Source organism: Stenotrophomonas maltophilia group sp. msm1, assembly GCF_032025805.1.
Taxonomy (GTDB): domain Bacteria; phylum Pseudomonadota; class Gammaproteobacteria; order Xanthomonadales; family Xanthomonadaceae; genus Stenotrophomonas; species Stenotrophomonas hibiscicola.
This window is the reverse complement of the sequence record NZ_JAVSKH010000003.1, coordinates 329345-353781: the sequence shown is the minus strand read 5'-3', so window position 1 is coordinate 353781 and position 24437 is coordinate 329345. Positions and strand designations below refer to the sequence as shown.

The following is a 24437-nucleotide window of genomic DNA, read 5'->3' as shown; positions in this document are numbered from 1 at the left end:
CGTTCCACTGGGGGAGATCATCCCGCTGCGGCGTTGATCGCTCCATCCGCGTGTTGCGGGTGGAGAGAGAACGCATGAAGTACTCGCCTGGCCCTGGCCGGGCTGATGGGCGTTGCCGCCATAGCCGTGGTGGATGACGTCATGGCAACCAATTATCACGTGCAGGGCGATCGCATCTTCCTGAGTAGAGATGTGACCTACGCCGACGCGGTGTCCCTGCCGGCATTGCTGGCCAAGGCACAGGCCGAAGGCCGGCCGGTCCGTGAGGTGGTGCTGCGTCCAATGGTGGCGCGTTGATCACCGGGGAGTGGCTGCAGGGCATCATCCACACCTCCGGGCTGAACACCATCGTGTCCGGCAATGCATCTCGTCCTGCTCGATCATGCAGTCCGGCGGCGTCGAGCGCTATCTGGCCGGCGATCTGCCGCTCATCGACTCGGTGCAGATCCACGCAGCCAGCAGCGGCGGCAAGGTGATCTACACGCCGTCGCCGCGCATGACCCAGATCTATAGTGGCAACTACGGTGGTGGCATGGATGCCGGGCTGCTGCACAAGGTCATGTATGAAGTGGTGAAGCCGAACGGCCTGCTGGTGTTGCGCGATCCGGCACGCGGCACCGGTCCCTCGGTCACCTTCGACCCCGATGGCAGTGGCAGCAAGCTGTAGTTGTTCCCCGGCCAGGACATCTACAGCAACAGGATCATCACCGCGAACGGGTACCGCGATCCGGGCGACACCCTGAACGTCACCGCCAACGTGACCGGTGACATCAATCCCGGCTACCTGCGCACCGGACGCCAGCTGCGGGCATTCGTCGACGACGACTTCACACGCTGGAATACCGACTGGCGATCCACCTACATCAATGTCGCACAGAGCATCTACACCGCATCCAGCCGCGACCCGCAGGGCATCGGTGCGCTCTCGGTGCAGGGTTACCTCAGTGACCCGGACATCCAGGGCCTGTTGCTGTCCAAGCTGCGGCTGGCTGATCTGGATGTCTCCACGCTGGACAGCGCCATGGCCAGCGATGGCTCTGGTTTCACCGGAGATGTGCGCGCGCTGGACGTGGGCGGCTACCTCGATGCGACGTACGCGCGCGGCTATCTGTCGGCGGCCGTGCGCTACACCGATCTGCGGCATGAGACCCGTCGCAGCATCGGCGGTATCGATGGCCTGCAGCAGCCCCTGCGCGCGAAGTACAGCAACGATGCGATCTCCGCACGTGTTGAACATGCGTTCTCGTTCACCACCGGCAAGGGCCTGGTGATCCAGCCGTTGCTGCCGGTGGTGGATTGCGCGCGCACTTCGGCCACGCGCTTCAATGAAGGGGAGGGCATCGGAGCACTGATCGGTCGCAGCGGCAGCCTGGAGAGCATCCGCGTGGGTGCGGGCCTGCAGCTGTTCAAGACGTTCGAAGGCAACAACGGCGAGCGCATCACCCCGCGCGCCCGGGTGGTCTGGCAGAAGGAGCCGGGCGATTCGCAGACCCGTTACAGCACCGGTTTTGCTGCAGCACCGGACCTGGTGTTCGGCGCCAGCAGCCAGGCGGTGGGCGAGCAGGTGTTGGCCTGGAACCTGGGCATGACCAGCCGCGCCAGCGAACGGTTGTCGATCATGGCCGACTATGTGGGTGAGCGCCGCGACGGGCAGATCCAGAACGGCGTGATGCTGGGCCTGGGCTACAGGTTCCAAGTGGCACCCGGCACCGGCGATGACGGCATCGCCGGTGCCATCCCAACGCGGGCGCTGCTGCGGTATCGTCGGTATGGCATTCCACCCAGGCCCATCCATGCAGATCGCCGTCTTCAGTGCCCGTCCCTACGACCGCCGTTTCCTTGATGAGGCCAACCAGCGCGATGCGGCTGGGGACGGCTTTGCGTTCGTGTACTTCGATGTGGCGCTGGACGTGCACACGGCGGCGCTGGCGCAGGATTGCGCAGCCGTATGCGTGTTCGTCAACGACCGCCTGGATGCGCCGGTGCTGCACACCCTGCATGCGGTGGGGGTGCGGGCCGTGCTGCTGCGATGCGCAGGTTTCAACAACGTGGATCTGGCGGTTGCAAAAGCGCTGGATCTGTTCGTCGCACGCGTACCGGCCTATTCGCCTGAAGCCGTGGCCGAGCATGCGCTGGCGCTGGTGATGACCCTCAATCGGCAGACCCATCGCGCCTACAACCGGGTGCGCGAAGGCAACTTCATGCTCGATGGCCTGCTCGGGCGCACCCTGCATGGCCGCACCGTGGGCATCGTCGGTACCGGCAAGATCGGCCTGGCCACTGCGCGCATCTTCAAGGGCATGGGCTGCATCGTGCTGGGACACGACCCGTATCCGTCGGCTGCGTTCGGCGGAATCGGCGATAGGGTCGGGCTGGATGAACTGCTGGCACGTGCCGACATCGTGTCGCTGCATTGCCCGCTGACGCCTGAGACCCACCACCTGATCAATGACGCGTCGCTGGCGCGGATGAAGCCGGGCGCGATGCTGGTCAATACCTCGCGCGGCGCACTGGTCGATACCCATGCGGTGATCCGCGCGCTGAAGGCGCGCCGGCTGGGTCATCTGGCCATCGACGTGTACGAGCAGGAAAGCGCGCTGTTTTTCCAGGACCTGTCCGGCGAGATCATCGACGACGAGGCCTTCCAGCGCCTGATGACCTTCCCCAACGTGCTGGTGACCGGCCACCAGGGCTTCTTCACCGTGGAGGCGCTGCAGGAGATCTCGGCGATCACGCTGGGGAACCTGCGGGACTTTGCCGAGGGGCGGGTGTGTGCGAACCGGGTGTAGCGGGCTGAGCCGGGTGGATTGACCGCCGGGGCGCCCAGCCCGTAAAATCGCGGGCTCCGCCGGAATAGCTCAGTTGGTAGAGCGGCGCATTCGTAATGCGTAGGTCGTAGGTTCGATTCCTATTTCCGGCACCAGTTTCAAGGTTGCAAAAAGCAGTAAAATCAAGGGGTTGGCCGGGTATCCGTCCAGCCCCTTTTTCTTGCCACCCCCAGTCCACCCCGGGAAAAACAGGGATTTCCAGGGATCGTTTTTCCCCACTTTTTCCCCAGCCCATGAACGGAATGCTGCACATCTTGCGCACCATGTTCCCCGACAAGCCGCTCTTGTCGGTCGAAGACGTGGCGCGCGTGCTCAACCGAACGGGGGCCGGCGGCTACGAGCAAACCCGCGAGCAACTGGCGGCCGGCGTCATCGTTCCCGGCCTGCGCAAACTGGGCGGTAGTTGGCTGGTGCCGGTGACCGCGCTCGCCGAGGCGCTCGACGGGCTCACAGACACCGACGCGGCCGGGCAGGCCACCCCAAAGGCCCACCCAGCCCGGCACACGGTCACCCGTGCCAACCCCATCGTGCCGCGCAAGGGGGGGCGGGTTCCTGACCGGGCCAAGCACATGGCACTGGCCGACATGACGTCCCTGGCTTTTGCGTTGGCCACCTTCGATGCAGCGGAGTTTTGGGGCGAGGTGCTGGCCGTGCTGGGGCAGCCCTTGCCGCGCCCTGCGCTGACCGCAACGCCCGCCGACTGCTTCGCCGAGCTTCAGCCCTGGGTGCGGCAGAACGGGCGTTTGGTGGGCCATGTGCAACTGCTGCCCATCGAGGAGCGCGACAGGGCCCTGGCAGAGGGCGAAATCTGGGAGGCCCCCCTGGCCGAGGCGCTGCTGGAGCCTTGGACCAGCGTTGCGGCGCGCGAGCCATTCGATGACGCGATGGAGGCGGCTCAGTCCGCGTTCCAGGCGGCGTGGAGGGAGGTCCGCAACCAAGCCCGTGCTCAAGGCTTGGACGACGGTCTGCCGCCCGCGGCGGACCCAATCACTCGCACGCCGTTCCGCTTCTAAGCATCTACAGTCCCCACCGATCCTAGTGGTTGCCCCGTATGTCGTTTGATTCGAAAGCAAAGACCGAAGCGGCGCTGATCCGTCGCTATGCTGACCGCTACGGGCACGTGGATGACACGTTCGCGGGCGGGTGGGGGGTAACCTGGGGAAAGTTGCTGCGCGCTCTGGACAAAGAGCTGGCCGATGAGAAGAAGCAACGCCAGGAACTGGGGGCTGGCAAGCGGGAGGCGGTGTGGATGGACACATGGACCGCAGCCGCGGCCGCGGGCCTGCTGAACATGACTTACGAAGCCTTCAACGCGTGGGCTCGCAAGGTGGGCGTGGTGGTGGACAAGCCGGGGCAGGCACGCACCCACGCAGCCATATCGTTGGTGGACCTTCTCGACGCCCTCGAGGACGAGAAAACGCGTCCGGCAGGGCGCCCATGGCGGGACGCGAGGGAGCCAGGCCATCTCTTGGGGGCCACGCGAACGTTGCCGGAAGGCTTGGCGACGTTTCGAGAGCAGCTCAATGGCGACCTCCTGCTCACGATTGGGGTCGATGAGCGAGGCGAGCGGGTGGTGGCGTCGGTAAGACCTGGTCAAACCTTGGGCGCGAAGGATCACATTCGGATGTTCTTCCGAGGCAAGAGCATCGCTGAGGTTGATCAACACAACTACTTCAAACTCGAGGTCGAGAAGTGCGGACTGGCCGAAGCGTTCGGCATGCCTTGGGCACAGCCCGCACTGAAAGGCGCGTTGCTCCAATGCCACAAGGACTGGCTGGGTGCCGTTTCCGACTTCATGGCGTGGGAGGAATCCCTGGCCATCAAAGACGCATCGGAAGCCCGGGCTGCATTCGATGCCGAAGAGGACCCGCAGGCCGCGCCAGCCATGGTGCTGAAAGCGCGCGAAGCAGAGCGAATGAAGGACGCGAAGATGGCGCTCACGGCTCGTAACGAAGCAAGGGCGGAACTGCTGGACGTCTCGCTTCCGGCCCCTGCCCCGAGCAGAAAGGGAACGCCCTTTTAGACGGCCCTTCAGGGGCGCAACGCCCCTGTCTCGCCGGCTGCCCGCCGGCTCGGTCGTGGAGAGATAAAAGCGGGGAGGCAGCGGCTTCCGCCGCCGCCCCAGCGTGGCTGGATGAATGAGGATTCAGGTCCAAGAGGGGAGGCCCTCTTAGGGCATCGAAGCGCGCGGATCGTGACTGGAAAATGGAGCCACACCAGCACGGAGACAGTCATGCAACCGCTCATCCTCTCGCTCGACCCCTCGCTCTTGAACCAGTTCTCTAACGTGACCTCGCAGGCCCTCGCGGACGCCCTGGCCGACGTTCTGCCCCACGCGTTGGGCGTGCTTGCCGCCGACACCAGCACGTCGGTCAACGTGCCCAACCGCGACCTGCGGGGCGTGCCCTCCGGCCAGGTGCTCACCCTGCAGCTGGCAACGCTGGACGCCTTCCTCGACGTCCAAGACGCCGCCAACGGCTAAGCCAGCAGCGCAGCGGTAGCCCGGGGCCAGGTCTGGCCCAACCCCTCAACCCTTTTCGCGAAACGCGGCCGACCAGCCGTGCTGGCGGAGCTTTGCCCCAAAAAACTCAAACCTGGAGATTTCCCATGAACGTTGTTGCTCGCCCCCTCCCTGTTTCGACCAAGCCGAAGAAGCCCGCGAAGAAGCCCAAGCAGACCAGGCTTTCGCTCGCCGTCGCCAACAACGTTGGTTACGACCGGGCGCCGGAAGGCATCACGACCGAAACCTGGCTCACCCCGCCGGAGATCGTCCACGGCCTGGGTCCGTTTGACCTGGATCCCTGCATCCCGCAGCAGGGCATGCCCTGGCGCACGGCCACCCGGATGCTGAAGCCCAGCGACGACGGGCTCAAGACGCCCTGGCCAAAGTCGGCGTTTGTGTGGATGAATCCGCCCTACGGCGGGCACAAGAACAGCCCGACCAGCCAGCACCGCTGGATGGAGAAGGCCGCCGAGCATGGCAACGGGATTGCCCTTGTGCTGGCGCGGATGGAAACGAGCTGGATGCAGGAGTCGGTGCTCAACCACCCCAGCGTTTCAGCGGTGGTGTTCACGAAGGGGCGTCTGTCGTTCTGCCGCCCGGATGGGACCCTGGGCACGAGTTGCCCGGCGGGATCGGTGTTCATCGGCTACGGTGCTGCAGCCGCGCGCAGGCTCAAGCGGGGAGTGGAGTCTGGCCTGATTCGCGGAACCTACCTCGACATGGCCCACGTGAGCCGGGTGGCGGGCGCTGACGTGGGGGCGGCTAACAATGAATGAGGTCACTGCGCTTGTGAAGGCCATCCGCGCCATTCCTTCCACTCCTGGCAAGCCGTGGAATCCGCGGGTTGCATTCGAAACGTTCGTTCAGCACGCACTGATGTCAATGGCACATATCCACGCAGACACCAAGGGTCACCTCGACACCAAAGTCCTTGCTTTTGGACCCTTGAAAAAAAATGTCGAAGAAGCGCCTGAAGTGGTAGCAGCCATCAACGCTTACATCAAAGCGGTCTTCGCAAGCAGGCCGTTTGACGATGTCCTGGGACGGGTCCATGCCGAGCTGCTGGCCAGGAAGGGTGGAGAAGGGCTGGGTCAGTCTTTCACTCCCGGCGATCTTCTCGATCTGGTTCAAGCCCTTGCCACCAGGCATCGGCCTGGTGGGAGCGGAGCCAAGGTCTACGACAGCTGTTGCGGCGCGGGTTCGCTTGCCCTTGCCGCGATCAGGAGTCAACTGAAACACCTTCCAAGCGAAAAAATCCTGGTGCTGGCGGGTGACATCGATCCGTTGTGCGCAGCGATGACGGCTTTGCAGATCCACGCGAATCAAACGTTTCATTTCCTGCCGCTTGGGGCGGTCAAAGTCACGGTGGGGAACGAACTGACCGGTCCCAGGCGCCCCGGGTTTTGGTCCCACTTCCACCTCTACGAGTAGAGGCCGGAGGCCCGCCTTTCCCTCTTCAAGACTCGGCGGCGAGCAGCCGCCGGCTCTTGCTTCAAGCCGCTTTTGCTCTTGTTTTTCCTAACAGGTAACAAGCACCTGTTACCCCCTTGTTACCCGTGAAAGCCTTGTCCCATAAGGAGGTAACAAGGGGTAACAGGGTAACGGGTGGATCGCGAGCTCCCGATGGGTGTATGCATGGATGTTGTGAGCGGTGAGTGGATTTTTCTTGCGTGGATCTCTTAAACCACTTGTTACCTTGTTACCACCTGTTACCCCCAGTAAACATAAGGGTTTGAAGGGTAACAAGTGGGTAACAAGCACTTGCTACCTCCCAGGCTGATGCTTGAGGTATTTCACACTTTCAAGTGTTTCTGGAGCATCGAAAGCAGAAACGAACATCCGTTGGCGCGAGCCCTTGCCAGTTCCGTAAAGCCTGCTTAGATGGATTTGTGGCCACAACAGGACCACAAATCAAGAAACGGAGCAGGCAGTGAAGACGAAACGCGAAAAGACCGCACGGGATGAGTTGTTGAAGGCCCGGGTCAGCAAAAGTTTTAAGGCGTTGGTGGAGGAGACGGCGGTGGCCCGTGGGCAAACCCCTTCCGAGGCCATGCGTCAGGCGCTTCAAGAGTGGGTGCATCGCCCCAGTCAAGCGGCATAAAAAACCCCGGGTGCGAACCGGGGCGTTTACTACTAGGGATTACAACATGAAGAGTAAGTCGAAGACTGGCCCTGTCAAGGGCGGGGAGGCCAATGGCGACGCCGTTGATCAGGCTCCGAAGAAAAAGGGCAAGGCCTTTGGGGCCGATGCCAATCCCAACGACGCCACGGATGACCTGGGCGTTATTGGGGAAGACCTCTCGTTTGAGCTGGCTTATGCCGACGATATGCGCCGCGCCAACTGTTTCCGCATTGGCGGCAAGATGGACAACGGCGAGATCGATTTTTCGCTGTATCAGTGGAATGAGTCCGAAGGCATCTGGGCCCCGCAAGCCACCCGGGAAGTAGAAGCCCACGCGTTGGACTGGATGCGCAAGCACGCCCCGGAGGACGCCAAGCAGAGCAGCGCGACCAGCTGCGTCAAGACGGCCATTCTCGAAATGATCCGCTTGCCTGGCATGAAGTTGCCTGAAAGCCAGCATCGGGCCATCGTGCCGCTGAAGGGCGGTTACCTGGAGATCCTCAAGGACGCCAACAAGAAGGCCTACATCGAATACCTGCCGGCCGACCCCAAACACGGGATCACTTCCTTGGTCCCAGCGAAGCTCAACCTCGACCAGGTGAGGTCCGGCCGCTACACCCCCAAGCCGTTGGACCCCAAGTCGCGGTGGGCCAAATATCTGGATCGCTTCATGCCGGACATGGCCGTGCGAGGGTTGCTTCAAGAAGCCATGGCGTCGTCGGTCATGCCGATGTGCCTGGAAAAAGCCTTCCTGTTGCTGGGAAGCGGCAGCAACGGCAAGAGCACCTTGCTTCACGTCCTGCGAGCCATCCACCCCAAGAACACTGCGGTCCGCATCGACAAGCTGGATGGGCAGTTCGCCATGGCACCTCTCGCTTCCAAGACTCTTTATCTGGCGACAGAGGCGCCCAAGGTCCTCTCCGATCCCATCCAGCAGGTCTTGAAGGCGCTTATCTCGCGCGATCCCATGTCAGCGGAGAACAAGGGCAAAGATGCCTACACCACGGTGCCGCGCGGCACGCTCTTCCTGGCACTGAACGCCATGTTCTCGGTGACGAGTCACGAACACGGCTTCTGGCGAAAGATTTGCATGATCCCGTTCAATGTGCGCCTGGCCGAGAACGACAAGGACCGCGATCCGGACTTCCACAAGAAGCTGACCGAGGACCCGGCGGAAATGGCCGTGATCATCGACTGGCTGCTGGAGGGGGCCATGCGCCTCATTGAGCGTGGCGGCCTGCCCGAGGAAATGCCCGAGGCCGTCAAAGCGCTGGCCGAGCAGACCCGGCAAGAGACGGACACCACGGCATCTTATTTCGCCGAGCGCATGGTCATCGAAGAAGAAGGCACGTGGACCGACAAGAACGACATCTATGCAGACTACCGAAACTACGTTCTGGATGAGCTGGGCCGCAAGCCGGTGGGTGCTGAAGAGCTTTGGAAGCGGGTGCGCGAACGGATGCCGGGGCTCCAGCAGAAGCAGAAGAAGGCGACGAAGGGATCGAAGGCCGAGCGCTGGGTCAACCTGCGCGTGGGGGGATTGAAGCCGCGCCTGGAGGGCGGGGCTCCCCAGGCCATCCCGGACGAGGAGGTTCCGTTGGGTGACCCTCTGAGCAAAGAGGCCATGGAAGCCATCGCCCTCCTGTCGGGCGCACCGATGGCTGAAGCCGCGTAGGCCTTTACAACCGGCGATGGTGCGCTATTGCAAAGGGGTATCCAAACCAAGACGGAGCCCCCATGCCATCGCCCGACCACATTCCCGAAGACGCTTTCCACGAAGAAGCTATCACCGCTGCCGATCTAGAGAGCCCAGAGACACCGGAAGCGGACCCGCAATACTTGCTCGTGCAAAGCGGGTTTGGTCTCCACGTCCGTCTGGGAAAAGACGGCGACCAGGGATTGCGCAGCGAGGACGAAATCGCCGAGCTGGTGCGGCGAGCGTTGTATCACCGCAAGAGTCTGACCCTTCATATCGAGTTCTGACCCCATCTACCCACAACCACCTGTTGAGAGGCGCAGGAGGTTGAAAAAGATTTGAGGCAACCACCCATGTCCAAGTATTCCGATCTCATCCAAGCCACCGCCGAGCGAATGCTCGACCTCATGAAGCAGGGCACCATCCCCTGGCGCCGACCCTGGAACGACCCCGACGCCCCGAAGAACGGCTCGATCAACGGGCCGTGGAATCCAACCTCGGGCAAGTCCTATAGGGGCTCGAACACACTGATCCTTCTCGGGGCGCAGATGGCCCATGGCTACAACGACAATCGCTGGCTGACCTACCGGCAGGCAGAAAGCATTGGGGCCCAAGTCAAGCGCGGCGAAAAGGGCCAGCAGATCGCTTACTGGGATTTCAGCAAGGCCGGCAAAGCCAAAGACGGGGCCGAGCCGTTGACCGAAGGCGAAGAGAAGAGCGGATACCAGGGACCATCGGTGTTCGTCGCCACGGTGTTCAATGCCAGCCAGATCGACGGCATGCCGGAGCCCCCGCCGCCCTTCGTCATGCCCGAGTCGATCCGTAACTTGCGTGTGCGGGAGCTGCTGGACCGTCACCAGCCGAAGGTTCACCACGACGGTGGCAACCGGGCGTTCTATAGCGTCGCTGCCGATTCAATCCACCTGCCGAAGCACCACACTTTCAGAGATGACGTCAGCTATCAGGCCACGCTGCTCCACGAACTGGCCCATTGGACTGGAGCGAAGCACCGCCTCGACCGAGACCAGACCGGGCGATTCGGCAGCCAGGACTACGCCAAAGAGGAGCTGGTTGCAGAGCTGTCCAGTTTGTTCATTTCCGAGCGCCTGGGTATTGCCCTGGGCAAGGAGCACGAAGAGCAACACGCCGCCTACCTGCAGTCCTGGATGAAAGCCCTGGCCGATGACCCCAGGACCCTGTTCCGCGCAGCCAGCCAAGCGGAGAAGGTCATGACCTTTTTGGACATCCCGGCGTTTGAACGCGAGCCGCTGCCGCAGGTCAAGAAGGAGCAGGACATGGAGCAGGGGCGAAAGACGGAAGCCGGTCGAAGGACCCCATCGCGACGCAAGGAACGCCAGGTTGCTTAGCGCAGGTAGGGGGTTGACCTTTTGAGGTTTCGAGTTAGAAATGAATGTGCTGGGGGAAGACCCGGCTGTGGTCCGATTCCTCTACTTCTAACTGAGAACTTTTCCAGGGTGAGCGGTTAGAAGGTGGTTGGGTGGTTATCCTTGCTGTATCGGTGGTTTCCGGTGGTTGCTGTCGCCGGGGTGGAAAGAATGCTTAGTTAACCGACCTGAGAAATCACTAACTAGGCACCATGTTTTTTCTTGAGCTTCTTACGCTGGGTTGAGAGGGGTGGCGAAAGCCGCCCCTTTTCTCTTTGCGGCCCCTTGCGCATCCCCCTTTCTTTGTTAAGACATGAGTATCACTCACCAAGCGGAGGAACCATGGCTGGCAACGTCTTTTCAAATCTACTTCGACCCTTCATCCGTCAAAAGGACACGGAACTACCAGGCGTGGCTTCTTCTGAGCCGCCTGAACCCCCGGTCCGGGAGCGCTTGGATGATTCAAGCCAGCGGCCAGTGGCTTCGGTGGAGCCGGTAAAAGTTTCACCCGGTGAACGTCCTCAGATGATCCCATCTTCCAATCAGACCCGGTCGGGTCAACAGAGCGCTCTGCAGGCCCAAGGGGCGATCCCATCTTCTAGTCGGACCCGGTTGGGATCGCAGAGTGCGCCCCCATCGTTCAACGATGAGGCAACGGATCGGTTGGGGAGCACTTTGGCCTTCGCTGGTCTGAAGACGAAGGGTCGCTTCGAGGACGAGGTAAGGCAGGCCATCGAAGACGGCGCCGATGTGAAAGGGTATCGCGACGCGCGCGGCGATTCCGCCTTGCATAAATGTCAGGAGCCGTGGCAGATGGAACTGCTTATCTCGGCTGGGGCGGATGTTCACGCGTTGGACAAACAAGGGCGTTCGCCTTTTGATCGCCTGTTGAGCACATACCAAAGGGAACCCGCTTGGTCCGAAAAACCTACTGCGGAAGGTTTGGCGCTGTTGGCGAAGGCCGGAGCGGATGTCAATGCCCTAAGCCAAGGGCAATCCGCTCTGCATGTTGCTGCGAAGCGAGGGCTTGAAGGCGATTGCCACATGCTTATCGATGCCGGCGCCGACGTGAATCTGCGGACGGACGGGGGAGACACCCCGCTCCACCTGGCCAGCGACCCAAGCGTTGTGCTGCGCTTGCTGGATGCCAAGGCCGATCCCTCCCTGCTGAACTCGAATGGCGAGCCAGCGCTAAAACATGATCCTATGCTTTATCGAGAAAGTATTCGGAACCACCGAGACGATTTTTCGCCGCGTGAGCGCGTCGATGCGGCGACCGACCCGATTTTCCTGGCCGAGACGCCCAGCGAGCTTGTCGCTGCGTTGGGGCAGGGCGGTAGTGTGAGGGACACCGATGCGCTGGGCCGAACCGCGCTTCATTACGTCAAAACGGGGGAGATGGTGCAGGCGTTGGTGTTGGCCGGGGCCCAGGTTGACGCAAAAGACATGGAGGGAAACATTCCTGCCCATACCGCGGACGAGCGCGCGATGGAAGAGTTGGTCGATGGGGTGGGGCGAGGCGTTCCCCAGCACCACGTAGAGAACGACAGGGGGGAAACCCCTTATGCGAGCCGGGATTACTACCACGAGGCTCGGTATTGGGATGCCGAAGCGGAAGAGCAGGCCGCGGAAAAGGCGGAGCAGACGAAGGAGGAGCAAGACCGCGTGCTCAACATTGTGGCCCTCGTTGAGGCCGGCGACGCCAAACGTCTGCTGGAGCAGGTGGATCCCAACGAAGAACTGGTCAGTCGGAACCGAACGTTCAACATCGACGGAGACGAGGGCTGGGCCTACAACAACTATGCCGGCTACAGCGTCCTCCATGAAGCGGCGAAGCAGGGAAAGACGGAACTCTGCCGAGAACTGGTGTTCGCAGGGGCGGACTGGGACAAGGGGTGTAAGCTCGTCGGCGAGCAAGGCTTTGACAACCATGTCAACGGCTTTCGAAACGAGCCTGGCATGAAGCCCATCGATTTTGCGAGCAACCGAGAGACCAAGTCGTTCTTGAACAACGCTGAGAACGAGCTGCGAGCCCACAACCGATCCAAGCTCTTGGACGAGCTTCTTCCCGCTGCCAATGCTTGGAAGCCACCGGAAGGCGGGTTTGGGGCCGACGCCCAACGGCAGGTCGGTGCGGCCATGAAGGCCCATGGGCAGGACGGCCAAACCCTGGAAGCCCCTCGCTTGCGAGCGCGCTTCTAAGGCCAAGGGAAAGGGCGGCGAAAGCCGCCTTTTCTTTTCCCGATCCCCTTGCGCAAACCAAACCGTTTGTTATGGGTAGTGCAACCCATTCAAAAAAGGAGGCCTCATGCGCGCGTTGATTCTTTCTCTGGCCCTTGCCAGCCTGCTCCCCCTTGCCGCCAGCGCCGCCGAGCCCCGTAGCGATTCGGTCGCCGTTGCCGTCGGGGTGAATGCCACCGTGATCACGCCGCACACCATCGCAGTAAGGGTCACACACGCCTGGGAGGCGTCCCCCACGGAAACCGCCACCGGGGTTCAGTCCTTCGAACCCATGGAAGCGCCGGGCCGTGGCCCATACGCGGCTTACAACTCAATCTTGAAGAAGAACCCCGCAACACGCGAAAGCGTCACGCTGTGGGTGATTGACGAGGCGCAGCGCTACTACACGCTCCGAGTGACGTATGAGCGCGTCCCATGCCGCGACACGCGAAACAACGGTGTGGATGACAGCGTATGTGCGCTGCGCATCGCTGGCCGCATTCTGCCGTTCTACATGCAGGGCGACGAGCAGGGGGCTTTTGAGGTGGGGGATCAAGTTTTTCTCCGCTCCGAAGGGACCGCGCAGCCAGTGATTACAGAGCTTGAGGCAGCTTCCGTATCCGTAGTCATCGGTGCGGGCAGAGAAAATGTAGCCGTTGGAGGGCAGCGCTGATGGCAATCTATATTATTTTTGTTCCGGTTGGGGTCTTTGTCTGGGACGGCATGGGCTCTTTGCCCCGAGAACTTTTTGAGCTTCCTTTTGACAAAGTTGCTCTCATTTCGGGGGATACAGCGAGACAGATCCTAGATGGCATGGAATGTTCCGGGGTTGCAGGAGCATTGCCGAATGACGCCCGGTTGCACGCGAAGGTCGAGCTCCCAATGGCTTGGAATCTGAAGCCCAGCCAGTGGGGCCAGCCTCTCACCTTCCAGGCGCGCCCGCTGAGGAGTCGCGCGGGAGGCCGCCCATGGTGAGCGCGATCCTTCTGCTGACCCTGCTGAGTCTCATGGTCCTGGTCCCTCTCTGGACGTTTAAGCGCTTTGGCGATGCCAAGGCAGCTTGGCAACGGGTGAGGGGCGGTGAGCGAGACGCTCGCACGCACGGCCGCGTCGTGATCCATGGCGGGCTGTTTGGAGTTGGGATGGTGGTCATCGCCGCGTTCTTGGCCCAAGCCACCTTCAGCGTCTGGCACCAGCTCGCCACCGGGGGAGGCCTGTTTGTCCTCGGCACGGTCGCGGTGCTCTGTCTGCTGGCCTTTTTCTGGGGCAAGGGGAGGTCGCGCGGATGAGTGCGTTGACGATGCTGGTCCTTTCCATGCTGGTCCTTGCTGTGTTTCTCTGCTCGGCGGCGTTTCTCTCTTTTATGATCGCGTTGACTTACCCGACCGTAAAGCAATCGCTGGCCCTATTCTGCGCCGGGAAGCGCGACGCATCGCTCTACGTGGATTTCGCGATTTTTGGGGGGATCTTCGCGGGTTGCGTCCTCACGCTCGCATTCGGGGCGGTGGTAATGGCCCTCAACATTTCCAGCGCTGAGGACGCCGCTCTATACGCGGCCACCTTGCTTAGCGCGGGGCTGGGCTACTGGGTGGGCCGATGAACCGCGAGCCTTCCACCTTGTTTGCCCCAGGCGTTCTTCCCGGGCCTGACGGCATCGAGCTGCTCCCCATGCCTGCGGAGATCCAAGCCATCTACGACGCTGCCCAACGCAACACGCCTTTCAGCATGGACGTGGACGACGCCCTGGCCGCGCACCGCCAAACGTGTGGTGAGCGGGATCAAATCGAGCACGCCCGACGGGTAGACCCGTCCGATGCCATGCCCATCGACCCGGAGGCTCGTCGCCAAGCCTATGAACGTCAGCGGCGGTATGCGATTGGCGCCGGCATGACCGCAGGCCTGACGCTTGGGGCCATCGCCCAGGCGCTTGGTGTGTCACCCTCCGAGATTCAAGGCGACCTGGCGGCGATGGATCGATGAGTCCGCGCAAAGGCTTCCTCGGCGGCCGCTCCCCGGCCCAGGTTCAATCCTGGCTGGACGAAGGGGTGAGCCAGCGCGCCCTGGCCCAACGCCTGGGCGTCACCCACCAGGCCGTGAACCGCTTCGTCCGGCGGCACCGCCTGGCGGGCTCCGGACGGCAGGCGTTCCGGGACCGCCAAGCCCGCGAGCTCGCTGAGCGTCGCCAGCAGGTGCAGCGGCTGGTCCGAGCCGGGCTGACCTCGGCCGAGGTGGCCCAGCGCTTGGGCTTGTCGCCGGCCACCATCGGCCTGGACCGCCGAGCCCTTCGCTTGGGGCGTGTCCTGAAAGGGCCAGAGCACCGCACCTTGCGCGGGCTGGCCCTGGACCAGGTTCGGGCTCGCTTGAAGGAGGTCAGCCGGGCTCACCTGGCGCGGGAACTCGGGGTGAGCAGTTCCGCCGTCTATCGCTACTGCGGGAAGGTGGGCCTCAGCCGTCCGTAGCCGAGATGCTTCTTGGCCCGCTGGTCGCTAAGTGGCCCAGCATATAGTTCGCGATCAGGCCCCGATCACGGGAAGGTTATTTCGATCAATGGCTTAGCCGCCGTTAGGCTTTGGAGCATTGGCCGAAATGCACCCGCTGAACGATACTTGGAGCCTGTTCGAGGGGATGTATTCGATGCCGCTGCTCAACTGGTCCGACCGTGACGAGGACCTAACCCGTTCCGCCCTGACGCCTTACCGCCTCCTGGAGCCGGTGGTCAGCTTGTCCTATGGGGAGGTGGACTCCCCCAACATGCTGATCGAGGGCGACAACCTGGATGCGTTGAAGGCGTTGCTGCCTTACTACGCTGGCCAGGTTGGTTGCGTCTACATAGACCCGCCGTTCAATACCGGAGCGATGTTCCCGAAATACGACGACAACTTCGAGCATTCGATTTGGTTGTCAATGATGTATGCCAGGCTCGAACTCATCCACGAGCTTGTTTCAGAGAAGGGATCTCTTTTTCTTCATCTGGACGATAACGAGGTTGACTATGCGAAGGTGATGCTGGATGAGATTTTTGGCCGGTCCAACTTCGTCAACAGGATAACTATCGCTGCCCGCTCGCCTTCTGCATTTAGCACTGTCAATCCTGGTGTATTCAAAGCATCGGAATACATTCTTTGGTATGCGAAGGACAAAGAGAAGTTTGAAGACGTAAGTGCCCGCATTCCACGCGGTGTTGACTATGCCTACAACCTTTGGCTGGAGAACCGGGATTTGCCTGAGAGTGAATGGAGGTTTTCGTCTCTTGCCGATAAATATGCTGAGGTGCCGCGGAACGCAAGGATCAAACACCCTAAGTCTATTCTCCAGCACTTCGACAAGTGGGTTCTGAAGAACTCAAGCCAAGTCTGCCGCTTGGCATCCATTAGCGACTCCGGTGCGGGTCAGGCAATCGTTGATCTAAAGAAAGAGTCTCTCACTCGACCTGGTGAAGTTCTAAAGCTGGAGCGGGGCGAATCGCTCGATACGGTCTACATCTTGGACGGTCAGCAAATCCTTTTCTACAGCAAGAACGTTGTTGAGATTGATGGAGAGCCTGTCGCCTCCTCAATGCTTACGAATATCTGGAGTGATATCTCGTGGGAGGGCATTGCTGGCGAGGGCGGCGTGACATTTAAGAAAGGTAAAAAGCCCGAGCGGCTCCTGCGTCGTTGCATTGAGTTAACGACTAAACCTGGGGACCTTGTTCTCGATAGTTTTCTTGGAAGCGGGACGACAGCAGCAGTTGCTTTGAAGCTCAATCGCAGGTTTGTTGGTATTGAGCGAGGTGACCAGGCGCGAAGCCATTGCCAAGCGAGGCTTGTATCCGTTGTGGAAGGTGAGCAATCAGGTATTTCGAAAGAAGTCGGTTGGAAAGGTGGCGGTGGCTTTCGCTTCTACAAGCTCGGCGTGCCCGTATTCGATGACCAAGGTCACATCCGCGAGGGCATCAAGTTCGAACACTTGGCCGCCCACGTCTGGTTTGCCGAAACGGGCACCGCACGCTCCACACGTGCCTCGAAGCAACCGTTCCTGGGTGAGCACCATGGGATCGGCTATTACCTGCTGTTCAATGGCATCTTGGGCGACGAGAGCAAGACCGGCGGCAACGTGCTGACCAAGCGGGTGGTGAAAGGCCTGCAGCCATTTGACGGGCCCAAGGTGATCTACGGCGAGTCCTGCGACTTGCCCAAGGAGCGGCTGGAAGAGCTCCAGATCACCTTCAAGCAAACCCCCTACGACATCAAGGCACGCTAAGCATGGCTCTTTCTCTCAAGGTGTATCAGCAGCGGGCCTTGTGCAGCCTGGCCCAGTTCCTAGAAGACGCCAGGCTGACCGGCCCCGCATCCGCGTTTGAGAAGAACGTGGATGCCGGTCTGATCGCCCACTACAAGCCCATGCCGGGTATGGAAGCCTCGCCCTACGTCTGCCTTCGCATCCCCACTGGCGGCGGCAAAACGGTTATGGGCGCGCACATCATCCAGGCGGCAGGCGACGCCTACCTCGAGCGCGAGTTCCCGCTGGTCATGTGGATGGTGCCCACCACCCAGATCAAGACCCAGACGCTGGAAGCCTTCAAGAACCCCCGCCACCCCTATCGCCAGGAGCTGGACGAGGCGTTTGGGGGCAAGGTCGCGGTGTTCGACGTGGAAGACTTCACCCACATCCGCCCTGCTGATCTGGGAACCAAGGTCTGCGTGGTCATTTCGACGATGGCCGCGCTGCGCGTGGAGAACCAGGAAGGCCGCAAGGTTTACGAGCACCACGAAGATCTGGAGCCTCACTTCGCCGGCAGCGTGTCCGATTTGCCCTACTTGGAGCAGAACAAGGCGGGAAAGGCCATCGCGTCCTTTGCCAATCTGCTGAAACTTCACGGTCCGTTGGTCATCACCGACGAAGCCCACAATGCCAACACGCCCCTGTCCTATCAGGTCTACGAGCGCCTGGGTGCCAAGGTAGTGGTGGAGCTCACCGCAACCCCGGAAGCCAGTAAAAGCAATGTGCTGGTCAGCGTCAGTGCCTTTGAGCTCAAGGGCGCGGACATGATCAAGTTCCCAGTCGTGCTCAAGGAGCACGTCGGGCAATGGGAAGTCGCCGTGGGCAGCGCTGTGGCCCGCCGCAACGAGTTGGGCAAGACCGCGCTGGGCGAGCCGGATTACATCCGTCCCATCCTGCTGATTCAGGCTGAGAACGCCAAGGGCACTGCCACGGTCGAGGAGGTCAAGAAGCACCTCATCGACAACGAGAAGGTGCCCGAGAAGGCGATTGCCATCGCCACGGGCGATCAGCGCGAGATCGACGGCGTGGACCTGTTCGCCAAGGATTGCCCCATCGAGGTCATCATCACCAAGCAAGCGCTCAAGGAAGGGTGGGATTGCTCCTTTGCCTACGTCTTCTGCTCGGTGGCCCAGGTCAAGAGCGACAAGGACATCCAGCAGCTGCTGGGCCGCGTGCTGCGCATGCCGTATGCCACCCGCCGCAAGCAGGAGGTCATGAACAAGGCCTACGCCCATGTCACCACTGCGGCGTTCAATCTGGCTGCCGCAGAGCTCACCAAGTCGCTCATCGACATCGGCTTCAACCCTCTGGAGGCCGTGGGCGCGGTGCTGCCGGATCCCACACCTGGGCCCGGCTTGGACTTGCGAGGCGGCAAGGTCAATCCGGTTCCCGTGACGCCCAAGACCACCATTGCCGTGAGCAAACAACCGGATCTTACTGGTATCCCTGCTCGGGACCAGACCAGCGTTGTTTTCACTCCGAACGAGGAAGGCAAGGGCGGCTCGGTGGAGATCACGGGCGAGGTGGACGAGTCCACCGTGGAAGCGATCACCAAGGCTGTGCCAACCAAGGAGCGGGAGGAGGCCACGGCAACCATCGAGCGCCACCAGATCGCTTCCAAGGCCGTCAAAGCCCCCAGCCAGAACGGCGCAGTGTTCAGCGTGCCCCGGCTTGGGGTCATGGAGCAGGGCGAGCTGGAGTTCGTGGAGAGCGGCGCCACGCCGCCGGGCTTCACCTGGGACTTGCTGGCCTATCCCCCGGACTTGACAAGCCTCAAGTTCAATGCAGATAGCAAGACCTTTGAAGTCGATTTGGTGGAAGAGAAGGTCAGCTACACGCCGATTGATGACGACGTGAACACCTACTTGCCAGGCTTCGCCAAGGACCGCACACAGGCGGACCTGGTGGGCTGGCTGGACCAGAAGATCCGCGATCCAGCGGTCAAGCAGCCCGTGCTGCGGGAGTGGTTGCGCCGGTCCATCGGCGGGCTGTCCGAAGATCGCGGCTTCTCGTTATCCCAACTGCTCAATGGCCAGTTCGTGCTCCGACGGAAGCTCGGCGAGCAGCTTCAGATCGCCAAGGCGGAGGCGCTCAAGGATGGCTTCCAGCAGGCCTTGTTTGGTGCCGACGCCGACATCGTGGTCAGCGATGAGCCCGATGCCATGTTCACCTACCCCGCGGACATGACCCAGTATCCGGCGCACTCCTACTACCAAGGCGGCACGTATCGCTTCCGCAAGCACTACTACCCCTTCGTGGGCGATCTTCAATGGAAGACCGCCGGGGGCAAGGTGGGGGAGGAGTTTCTCTGCGCCCAGGCCATCGATCAGCTGGATGAGGTGGCGTTTTGGGTCCGAAACTTGGTGGACAAGAGCCAGTTCTGGATGCCGACGTCCAAGCAGCGGACCTACCCGGACTTCGTTGCCAAGCTCAAGGACGGTCGCCTGCTGGTCGTCGAATACAAGGGTGGCGACCGTTACACGGCGGACTCCGAAAAGGAGAAACGCATGATCGGGGAGCTCTGGGCCAGCAAGAGCAAGGGAAGGGGGATCTACCTCATGGCCCAGTTGAAGGATGAGAAGGGCAACAGCGTGACCGAGCAGCTGAAGGCAGCCATCGGGGAGTGACTTCATAACAGGGGGAAGGGAATGGCTGTCTATATTTCAGATCTCGATATTCGCAACTTTCGGTCGTGCGTTTCTACGCAGTTGCAGCTGACCGAGTTCACGCCACTCGTTGGGTTGAACAACTGCGGTAAAAGCAACTGCCTCACTGCACTTCAATGGTTGGTAAAAGGGGGGCGCTGGAAGGAGGAAGACTTCCACGATCCACTTCTGCCTATTGAGGTATCTGGCCGTCTCTATGGCATCGTCGAAGAAGACCTTGCCATGCTGGACTTGAAGCATCGAACAAGGATCGAGCCGCATGTGCGTGATGGCGTGCTTCGCATCCGAAAGCATCAGCAAGGGGCTGGCAGTGGCGTTTCACTGACCGTGTTGAACTTAGACACGAACGAGTGGGATCCAAATCCGACTGGCATTGATCAGGCCATCTCAGCTCTTTTCCCGGATCCAATACGGATCGGGGCTATGGAGGATGCGGAAGAGGATGCCAGTAAGGCAAAGACCAGTACGACGATTGGTAAGCTTTTAATAGACATGGTCGCAGCTATTCAAGAAAGGCATCAGGCGGATCTATCGCCGCACCTTTTGGCAATCGTTGGAATGCTTTCCGCTGAGGGTGCAGAACGATTTGAAGAGCTGGGGAGGATTGACGCCTCCATCAATCAAAAAATCGCCGATCTGTTCCCTGGGGTGAGCATCAAGCTGGATTTCCCCGTCCCTGTGTTGAACGACCTCATCAAGGCGGGAACCGTCAAGGTCTATGAGGGAGACGGAAAGGGCAGGGGATTTGGTTCATACGGGCATGGTGCCCAGCGCGCTATTCAGATGGCAATGGTGCGCCACCTGGCTGACCTCAAGCGAGGCGTTGCCATAGCCGGTGGAGTGACGCTGCTGCTGATTGATGAGCCCGAGCTGTTCATGCATCCCTTTGCTGTAGAGCAGGTTCGCGAAGCACTGAGGGCACTTTCCGCGTCGGGCTATCAGGTGGTCTTTTCGACCCACTCTGCTCAAATGATCCTCGCGCGCGACGCTAAAAATGCTTTGTTGATGACGAAGAAGCATCCGCAGGGGACCCAAGCAAGGCCCAGGCTTCAGTCGGTGGTCGAGCAGTTGGTTGCCGAGCCTACGCATCAGCTCCACCAGATCTTCAGTTTGACCAACTCTTCCCAGATGCTCTTCGCTGACAAGGTGGTCTTGACCGAGGGAAAGACAGAGCTCCGGTTGCTCCCCAGCCTCTTCAATGCAGTCTCCGGCAAGACCATGGGGCAGTCTTCGCTCGCGATTGTCGCGATGAGCGGCGTCTCGGATACCCAGAAGTCCATGGAGATCCTGGAGGCGCTGGGCCTTCCAGCATGCGCGATTGTGGACCTTGATTACGCGTTTCGGCAGGCCACCAAGCACGGTTTCCTTGACCCGAGCGACACTGATATCGCTACATGCCGCTCGATGCTAAGAACGATGGCGGACGAGGGTCAGATCACCTTGGACGAAGGGGGACTCCCTAAGAAGGGCCCCCAGGGCCCGGCCTCGAAGGCTTTCGAGCTTCTAGCGGAAAGAGTAGAAGCATTGCCGCACATCCAGGCACTCGTCCGAAAGCTTCGGGACAAATCGATCTGGCTATGGAGCCGGGGTGCCATCGAGCCTCATGTTGGGCTGACCGAAAAGAAGGAGCACGCCTGGCTGGCGTTCCAAGTGAAGGTCGAAAGCGATGGGGTGGATGCAGCATGTGCGGACGCAGCAAGCGTGCGAGAACTCGTGGAGTGGCTGGCTCGCTAACGTCCGCTAGCACGTTGGCTAGTCCACCGGCCCGGAGCGCTCGCGGAGCTTCTCGCAAGCGCGCTGGGCGGCATGACCATCGTTAGTCTGGCAGGGCGAATGTGAGTTTAGCCAACCCGTGCCGGCATGGCTTGGAGCGTGGCGTTCAGTTCGTTGCCGAACGCCACGATGAACTTGCTTTGACGGTTATGTTCTTTTCGCAGCGTCTCCAGCACCCAGCGGGCGGGATAGGATCTGTCTCCGAAGGTGAACTCGCCGAACTGCAAGCCATGTTCCTTTACCTGATCTATCTCAAACTTCGTTTGATAGGAAACTTTGATCAAGGATCGATGCTTGGAATGGTTGTTGAGGTCATCGATGTAGACGAAACTTTCGTCCGCAACGAGTTGGCTGTAGACCTCTTTCAGTGGCTCAGGAAGGCGTCTGTTCACCTCCTTTCGGGTGATGTCTCGCAAGCGCTGGATACGAGTTTTTTCATCCAAGTCCATTCCTAATGCCCAGTAGGCGAAGTAGGCCAAGTGGTCGGGGAGAGAGTGAAGGTTCTGGACGCAAGCAAATGCATGGGCGTGGGAAAAGCGAAAGTGTTCCCAGGCCCCGGGCTCGTCGTCTTCGTCAAATACGCCCAAAAAAACCAACATGGCCTCATCGCTGGTTCGGCCTTCCATCGGCTTCTTGATGAAATAGTTGGCTTGCCTGTAGTGGTATTCGCTGAAGTAAATGCGCTCATTGAGTGCCTGTAGGCAAGAACGCACCTTCTCTAACTGATCGCGGCCAAAGATTCGTTCGACCTGTCCACGCGTTTCGTCGTTATTCCATCGCTTCCTAACCTGGTTCATCCATTCACCCTAACTAGCTGGTCACACCTCGTAGTTTATGCCGGACACAATGCATCCTGCTTGACCGACCAAGCCGGTTTCCGGATGGGCTTGCTTGCCCTTTGGCCGCCATGCCGCGCCCGCGAACTCTTCCTTGGCGAGCCAAAGTCGGCGGGAGAGTGCTGCGGCCTGGTTTCGCGCGCGAGCGTCAATGCTGTGGGCTAGGGCACCGCTGGTGGCACCACGACATCAAGGAGCGTGAAGTCCAGGCCCAATGGGACGGCGAAGGTTTGGGCAATGACTTTCTGACTCTTGCCCAGCGAGTCGCCAGGAGCTTTGACCTCCACGAAGCGGAGCTGCCGTTCCCTCCACATCGTGATGTCCGGCCAGCCGCGGCGGTATTCGTAGGGGTTAGAGGCGAAAATGGTGGCAATGCGGTGAAGCAAATCAGAGCCGGCAACTTCAAACAGTTCCAATAGCATCCAGCGCTCCAGGCCGGGAAACACATCGAGAACTGACGAGGTGTCGGACGAATGCCCCCACGCCGTTTGCTCTATGTGTGGACCCCGAGACGCCATTTGGTCAAAGTTAGCCGCCACTTGACCGGCGGTTGCGCGGGCCAGATTCGTGAGCAACTCGGCAACGGTGTAGGATCGTCCGTAGGATGGTTCTGCGGCCAGCGTATAGAGCGCCTCGACGTAGCGCGTGCGCTCGTCGTATCCAAGGTTCTGGAACGACATGGCTTTGATGAGGGTCAGCAAAAGGCCGCCTTCGCCGCTGAACCCTCGCCATCCTTGCTGGGCGAAGTGGGACAGGGCCGCCTTTTCGACCGAAAGCGGCTGGCTCATTTGTGGGCACATCCACTGTTTCGGGCCGGGGCCGCATTTCAGGCGGACCTTCTCGTATCCAAACCCCGCCTTTTCGGCATTTCGCTGTCGGACCGTGATCATGTCTCATCTTAGCTCAGGGGTGACGATTGGAAATGCCTATCCCGACCAGCGCTGAAGGTGTGAGCGCCGCCGGGCGACGGTTAGCAGGGGGATTGATCATGAGATTGAAAGAAGTTTTGGCTCGTCGCTGCACTATTCGCCGTATGCCCACCCGTTATCGCCAAATATGAGGAGGTGAATAAGGCATCCGTCCAAGTCGGCACCGCGACGCCGCGGGGCAACTCGACGAGTCTCGAATGCAAGGCAGGCAGCCTGGCGATCGCCCAGCGCTACGGGAGGGGCTCGATGGCCGTTTCGATGACCAGCTAACACGCCTGAATCCAGTCCACCCGACCGCTAGGGGTCTTCTTCTAAAGCTTTTTGACCAAGAGCGTCGAGGCCGGACGCACGCTGATCTGCCGCACGAGGCTGGTTTCGGTGGATGGAAGTTGGCCGAAGGGCGCGTCCTGCGTTGGCCCTGGCTCCGCCGATGGGCTATAACCCTTGCTTGCCCTCAACGGAGTATTTGCCTTGGCCTTGACCACTCTTCAGTCGATCAACGCAGAAATCAAGCACCTCGAAGCCCAAAAGCGGCTGGTTGAGAAGCGCGATGGTGAGGTGCCCAAGGCGATTGCGGTGCTTCAGAAGTATGCGAAGGTTCTCAGCCCCGCCCAGCGTCGCCAGGTTGCCAAGCTCATTGGCGAGGCCATTGACGTCAAGCCGGCGCGTTCCCCGAAACCTTCTGTGGGGCCGCTGAAGGGCCGAAAGCTCGGCAAAGTCGCCCCCAAGTATCGACTCCCGACGGGAGAGACCTGGGCAGGCCGAGGGCTGGCACCCAAGGCTTTCACGGCATGGGCCAAGTCGGCCGAAGGCAAGGCGTGGGCGCAGGCCAACCCTGGGGCCAAGTTCCCGCCCGCCGCTGGCAAGGTGAAGAAGGCCGCGGCTAAGGGAGCTGCGAAGGTGGGCAAGGTCGCCAAGAAGGCAAAGCCGATTCGGAAACCTGCCAAGAAGGCCAAGGCGAAGCCGGCAGCTTAATCCCTGCACAAAGACCCTGCGAATGCCCGTGCCAAGGCGTTGGCCGCTGCACACGTGTTGCTCGAAATGGCCGACGGGACGCTCTTGCAAGGGGAGGCTGGAACGCGACTGCGCACCGAGTTTGGGCTTCACTGGTCCGCCTTGACGTGCGTCCAATACTTGTCAGGGAAGGACGCGGTCGCTGCATTGACCGCCCTTCCGAGCGATGGGAGCGAGCAGGGGCGGACGAAATCGGATCTCC

At 60.9% G+C, this 24437-nt stretch carries 22 protein-coding genes, 1 tRNA gene and 1 pseudogene; 22 read left to right on the top strand and 2 right to left on the bottom strand.

What is annotated here, in order from left to right:
- Positions 1-105 precede the first annotated feature (105 nt).
- The 21 genes and pseudogenes from ROV95_RS16820 to ROV95_RS16720 all read left to right on the top strand — a co-directional run.
- Positions 106-1693 (top strand): annotated as a pseudogene (locus ROV95_RS16820) (autotransporter outer membrane beta-barrel domain-containing protein); the annotation flags it as partial.
- A gap of 100 nt (positions 1694-1793) precedes the next feature.
- Complete coding sequence (locus ROV95_RS16815; protein WP_312545390.1) at positions 1794-2789, top strand: 2-hydroxyacid dehydrogenase; 996 nt, start codon at positions 1794-1796, stop codon at positions 2787-2789.
- Between the two features lie 58 nt (positions 2790-2847).
- Positions 2848-2923, top strand: a tRNA-Thr gene (locus tag ROV95_RS16810).
- A 138-nt stretch (positions 2924-3061) separates the two neighbouring features.
- Positions 3062-3841, top strand: a complete 780-nt coding sequence (locus ROV95_RS16805; RefSeq protein ID WP_130519109.1) for a hypothetical protein — start codon at positions 3062-3064, stop codon at positions 3839-3841.
- Positions 3842-3879: 38 nt separating this feature from the next.
- Positions 3880-4851, top strand: a complete 972-nt coding sequence (locus tag ROV95_RS16800; protein ID WP_312545387.1) for a hypothetical protein — start codon at positions 3880-3882, stop codon at positions 4849-4851.
- A 210-nt stretch (positions 4852-5061) separates the two neighbouring features.
- Positions 5062-5310, top strand: coding sequence for a hypothetical protein (locus ROV95_RS16795; RefSeq protein ID WP_024957510.1), 249 nt, complete (start codon positions 5062-5064; stop codon positions 5308-5310).
- A gap of 125 nt (positions 5311-5435) precedes the next feature.
- On the top strand, positions 5436-6107 hold the full coding sequence (locus ROV95_RS16790) for a DNA N-6-adenine-methyltransferase (RefSeq protein WP_024957511.1): 672 nt from the start codon (positions 5436-5438) through the stop codon (positions 6105-6107).
- Positions 6100-6762: an N-6 DNA methylase gene (locus ROV95_RS16785; protein WP_136191691.1), complete on the top strand. Its 663-nt coding sequence runs from the start codon at positions 6100-6102 to the stop codon at positions 6760-6762. The genes ROV95_RS16790 and ROV95_RS16785 overlap by 8 nt, the downstream gene beginning before the upstream one ends.
- A gap of 499 nt (positions 6763-7261) precedes the next feature.
- A complete protein-coding gene (locus ROV95_RS16780) occupies positions 7262-7432 on the top strand; it encodes a ribbon-helix-helix protein, CopG family (protein ID WP_140222693.1) in 171 nt (56 codons plus the stop codon).
- 46 nt (positions 7433-7478) lie between these two features.
- Complete coding sequence (locus ROV95_RS16775) at positions 7479-9128, top strand: phage/plasmid primase, P4 family (RefSeq protein ID WP_008265409.1); 1650 nt, start codon at positions 7479-7481, stop codon at positions 9126-9128.
- Positions 9129-9190: 62 nt separating this feature from the next.
- A complete protein-coding gene (locus ROV95_RS16770) occupies positions 9191-9436 on the top strand; it encodes a hypothetical protein (RefSeq protein ID WP_040008462.1) in 246 nt (81 codons plus the stop codon).
- Positions 9437-9502: 66 nt separating this feature from the next.
- Positions 9503-10516 (top strand): zincin-like metallopeptidase domain-containing protein, encoded by a 1014-nt coding sequence (locus ROV95_RS16765; protein ID WP_111196844.1) that lies wholly within the window; start codon positions 9503-9505, stop codon positions 10514-10516.
- A 360-nt stretch (positions 10517-10876) separates the two neighbouring features.
- Positions 10877-12736 (top strand): ankyrin repeat domain-containing protein, encoded by a 1860-nt coding sequence (locus ROV95_RS16760; protein WP_077684467.1) that lies wholly within the window; start codon positions 10877-10879, stop codon positions 12734-12736.
- Positions 12737-12842: 106 nt separating this feature from the next.
- A complete protein-coding gene (locus ROV95_RS16755; RefSeq protein ID WP_024957517.1) occupies positions 12843-13427 on the top strand; it encodes a hypothetical protein in 585 nt (194 codons plus the stop codon).
- A gap of 295 nt (positions 13428-13722) precedes the next feature.
- Entirely contained in the window at positions 13723-14043 is a 321-nt protein-coding gene (locus tag ROV95_RS16750; protein WP_024957518.1) for a hypothetical protein, read from the top strand.
- Positions 14040-14354: a hypothetical protein gene (locus ROV95_RS16745; protein ID WP_024957519.1), complete on the top strand. Its 315-nt coding sequence runs from the start codon at positions 14040-14042 to the stop codon at positions 14352-14354. Before ROV95_RS16750 ends, ROV95_RS16745 begins: the two co-directional genes overlap by 4 nt.
- A complete protein-coding gene (locus ROV95_RS16740) occupies positions 14351-14734 on the top strand; it encodes a hypothetical protein (RefSeq protein ID WP_024957520.1) in 384 nt (127 codons plus the stop codon). Before ROV95_RS16745 ends, ROV95_RS16740 begins: the two co-directional genes overlap by 4 nt.
- Positions 14731-15213, top strand: a complete 483-nt coding sequence (locus tag ROV95_RS16735) for a hypothetical protein (RefSeq protein WP_024957521.1) — start codon at positions 14731-14733, stop codon at positions 15211-15213. The genes ROV95_RS16740 and ROV95_RS16735 overlap by 4 nt, the downstream gene beginning before the upstream one ends.
- 127 nt (positions 15214-15340) lie before the next feature.
- A complete protein-coding gene (locus ROV95_RS16730; RefSeq protein ID WP_197697521.1) occupies positions 15341-16996 on the top strand; it encodes a DNA methyltransferase in 1656 nt (551 codons plus the stop codon).
- Between the two features lie 2 nt (positions 16997-16998).
- A complete protein-coding gene (locus tag ROV95_RS16725; protein ID WP_024957523.1) occupies positions 16999-19644 on the top strand; it encodes a DEAD/DEAH box helicase family protein in 2646 nt (881 codons plus the stop codon).
- A 21-nt stretch (positions 19645-19665) separates the two neighbouring features.
- Positions 19666-21417 carry an AAA family ATPase gene (locus ROV95_RS16720; protein WP_024957524.1) on the top strand — a complete coding sequence of 584 codons (1752 nt, stop codon included), beginning with the start codon at positions 19666-19668 and terminating at the stop codon, positions 21415-21417.
- 107 nt (positions 21418-21524) lie between these two features.
- Here ROV95_RS16720 and ROV95_RS16715 read toward each other — a convergent pair whose 3' ends face one another.
- Positions 21525-22253 carry a hypothetical protein gene (locus ROV95_RS16715; protein WP_024957525.1) on the bottom strand — a complete coding sequence of 243 codons (729 nt, stop codon included), beginning with the start codon at positions 22251-22253 and terminating at the stop codon, positions 21525-21527.
- A 200-nt stretch (positions 22254-22453) separates the two neighbouring features.
- A complete protein-coding gene (locus tag ROV95_RS16710) occupies positions 22454-23182 on the bottom strand; it encodes a VRR-NUC domain-containing protein (RefSeq protein ID WP_024957526.1) in 729 nt (242 codons plus the stop codon).
- A 510-nt stretch (positions 23183-23692) separates the two neighbouring features.
- Here ROV95_RS16710 and ROV95_RS16705 point away from each other — a divergent pair.
- Positions 23693-24196 (top strand): H-NS family nucleoid-associated regulatory protein, encoded by a 504-nt coding sequence (locus ROV95_RS16705; protein WP_024957527.1) that lies wholly within the window; start codon positions 23693-23695, stop codon positions 24194-24196.
- Positions 24197-24437 lie beyond the last annotated feature (241 nt).

Coding starts and splice junctions, on each gene's coding strand:
- ROV95_RS16760 (WP_077684467.1), top strand. CDS start 10,877: ATGGCTGGCAACGTCTTTTCAAATCTACTTCGACCCTTCATCCGTCAA.
- ROV95_RS16740 (WP_024957520.1), top strand. CDS start 14,351: ATGAACCGCGAGCCTTCCACCTTGTTTGCCCCAGGCGTTCTTCCCGGG.
- ROV95_RS16790 (WP_024957511.1), top strand. CDS start 5,436: ATGAACGTTGTTGCTCGCCCCCTCCCTGTTTCGACCAAGCCGAAGAAG.
- ROV95_RS16815 (WP_312545390.1), top strand. CDS start 1,794: ATGCAGATCGCCGTCTTCAGTGCCCGTCCCTACGACCGCCGTTTCCTT.
- ROV95_RS16805 (WP_130519109.1), top strand. CDS start 3,062: ATGAACGGAATGCTGCACATCTTGCGCACCATGTTCCCCGACAAGCCG.
- ROV95_RS16765 (WP_111196844.1), top strand. CDS start 9,503: ATGTCCAAGTATTCCGATCTCATCCAAGCCACCGCCGAGCGAATGCTC.
- ROV95_RS16725 (WP_024957523.1), top strand. CDS start 16,999: ATGGCTCTTTCTCTCAAGGTGTATCAGCAGCGGGCCTTGTGCAGCCTG.
- ROV95_RS16750 (WP_024957518.1), top strand. CDS start 13,723: ATGGTGAGCGCGATCCTTCTGCTGACCCTGCTGAGTCTCATGGTCCTG.
- ROV95_RS16735 (WP_024957521.1), top strand. CDS start 14,731: ATGAGTCCGCGCAAAGGCTTCCTCGGCGGCCGCTCCCCGGCCCAGGTT.
- ROV95_RS16785 (WP_136191691.1), top strand. CDS start 6,100: ATGAATGAGGTCACTGCGCTTGTGAAGGCCATCCGCGCCATTCCTTCC.
- ROV95_RS16730 (WP_197697521.1), top strand. CDS start 15,341: ATGCACCCGCTGAACGATACTTGGAGCCTGTTCGAGGGGATGTATTCG.
- ROV95_RS16755 (WP_024957517.1), top strand. CDS start 12,843: ATGCGCGCGTTGATTCTTTCTCTGGCCCTTGCCAGCCTGCTCCCCCTT.
- ROV95_RS16795 (WP_024957510.1), top strand. CDS start 5,062: ATGCAACCGCTCATCCTCTCGCTCGACCCCTCGCTCTTGAACCAGTTC.
- ROV95_RS16775 (WP_008265409.1), top strand. CDS start 7,479: ATGAAGAGTAAGTCGAAGACTGGCCCTGTCAAGGGCGGGGAGGCCAAT.
- ROV95_RS16720 (WP_024957524.1), top strand. CDS start 19,666: ATGGCTGTCTATATTTCAGATCTCGATATTCGCAACTTTCGGTCGTGC.
- ROV95_RS16800 (WP_312545387.1), top strand. CDS start 3,880: ATGTCGTTTGATTCGAAAGCAAAGACCGAAGCGGCGCTGATCCGTCGC.
- ROV95_RS16770 (WP_040008462.1), top strand. CDS start 9,191: ATGCCATCGCCCGACCACATTCCCGAAGACGCTTTCCACGAAGAAGCT.
- ROV95_RS16715 (WP_024957525.1), bottom strand. CDS start 22,253: ATGAACCAGGTTAGGAAGCGATGGAATAACGACGAAACGCGTGGACAG.
- ROV95_RS16710 (WP_024957526.1), bottom strand. CDS start 23,182: ATGATCACGGTCCGACAGCGAAATGCCGAAAAGGCGGGGTTTGGATAC.
- ROV95_RS16745 (WP_024957519.1), top strand. CDS start 14,040: ATGAGTGCGTTGACGATGCTGGTCCTTTCCATGCTGGTCCTTGCTGTG.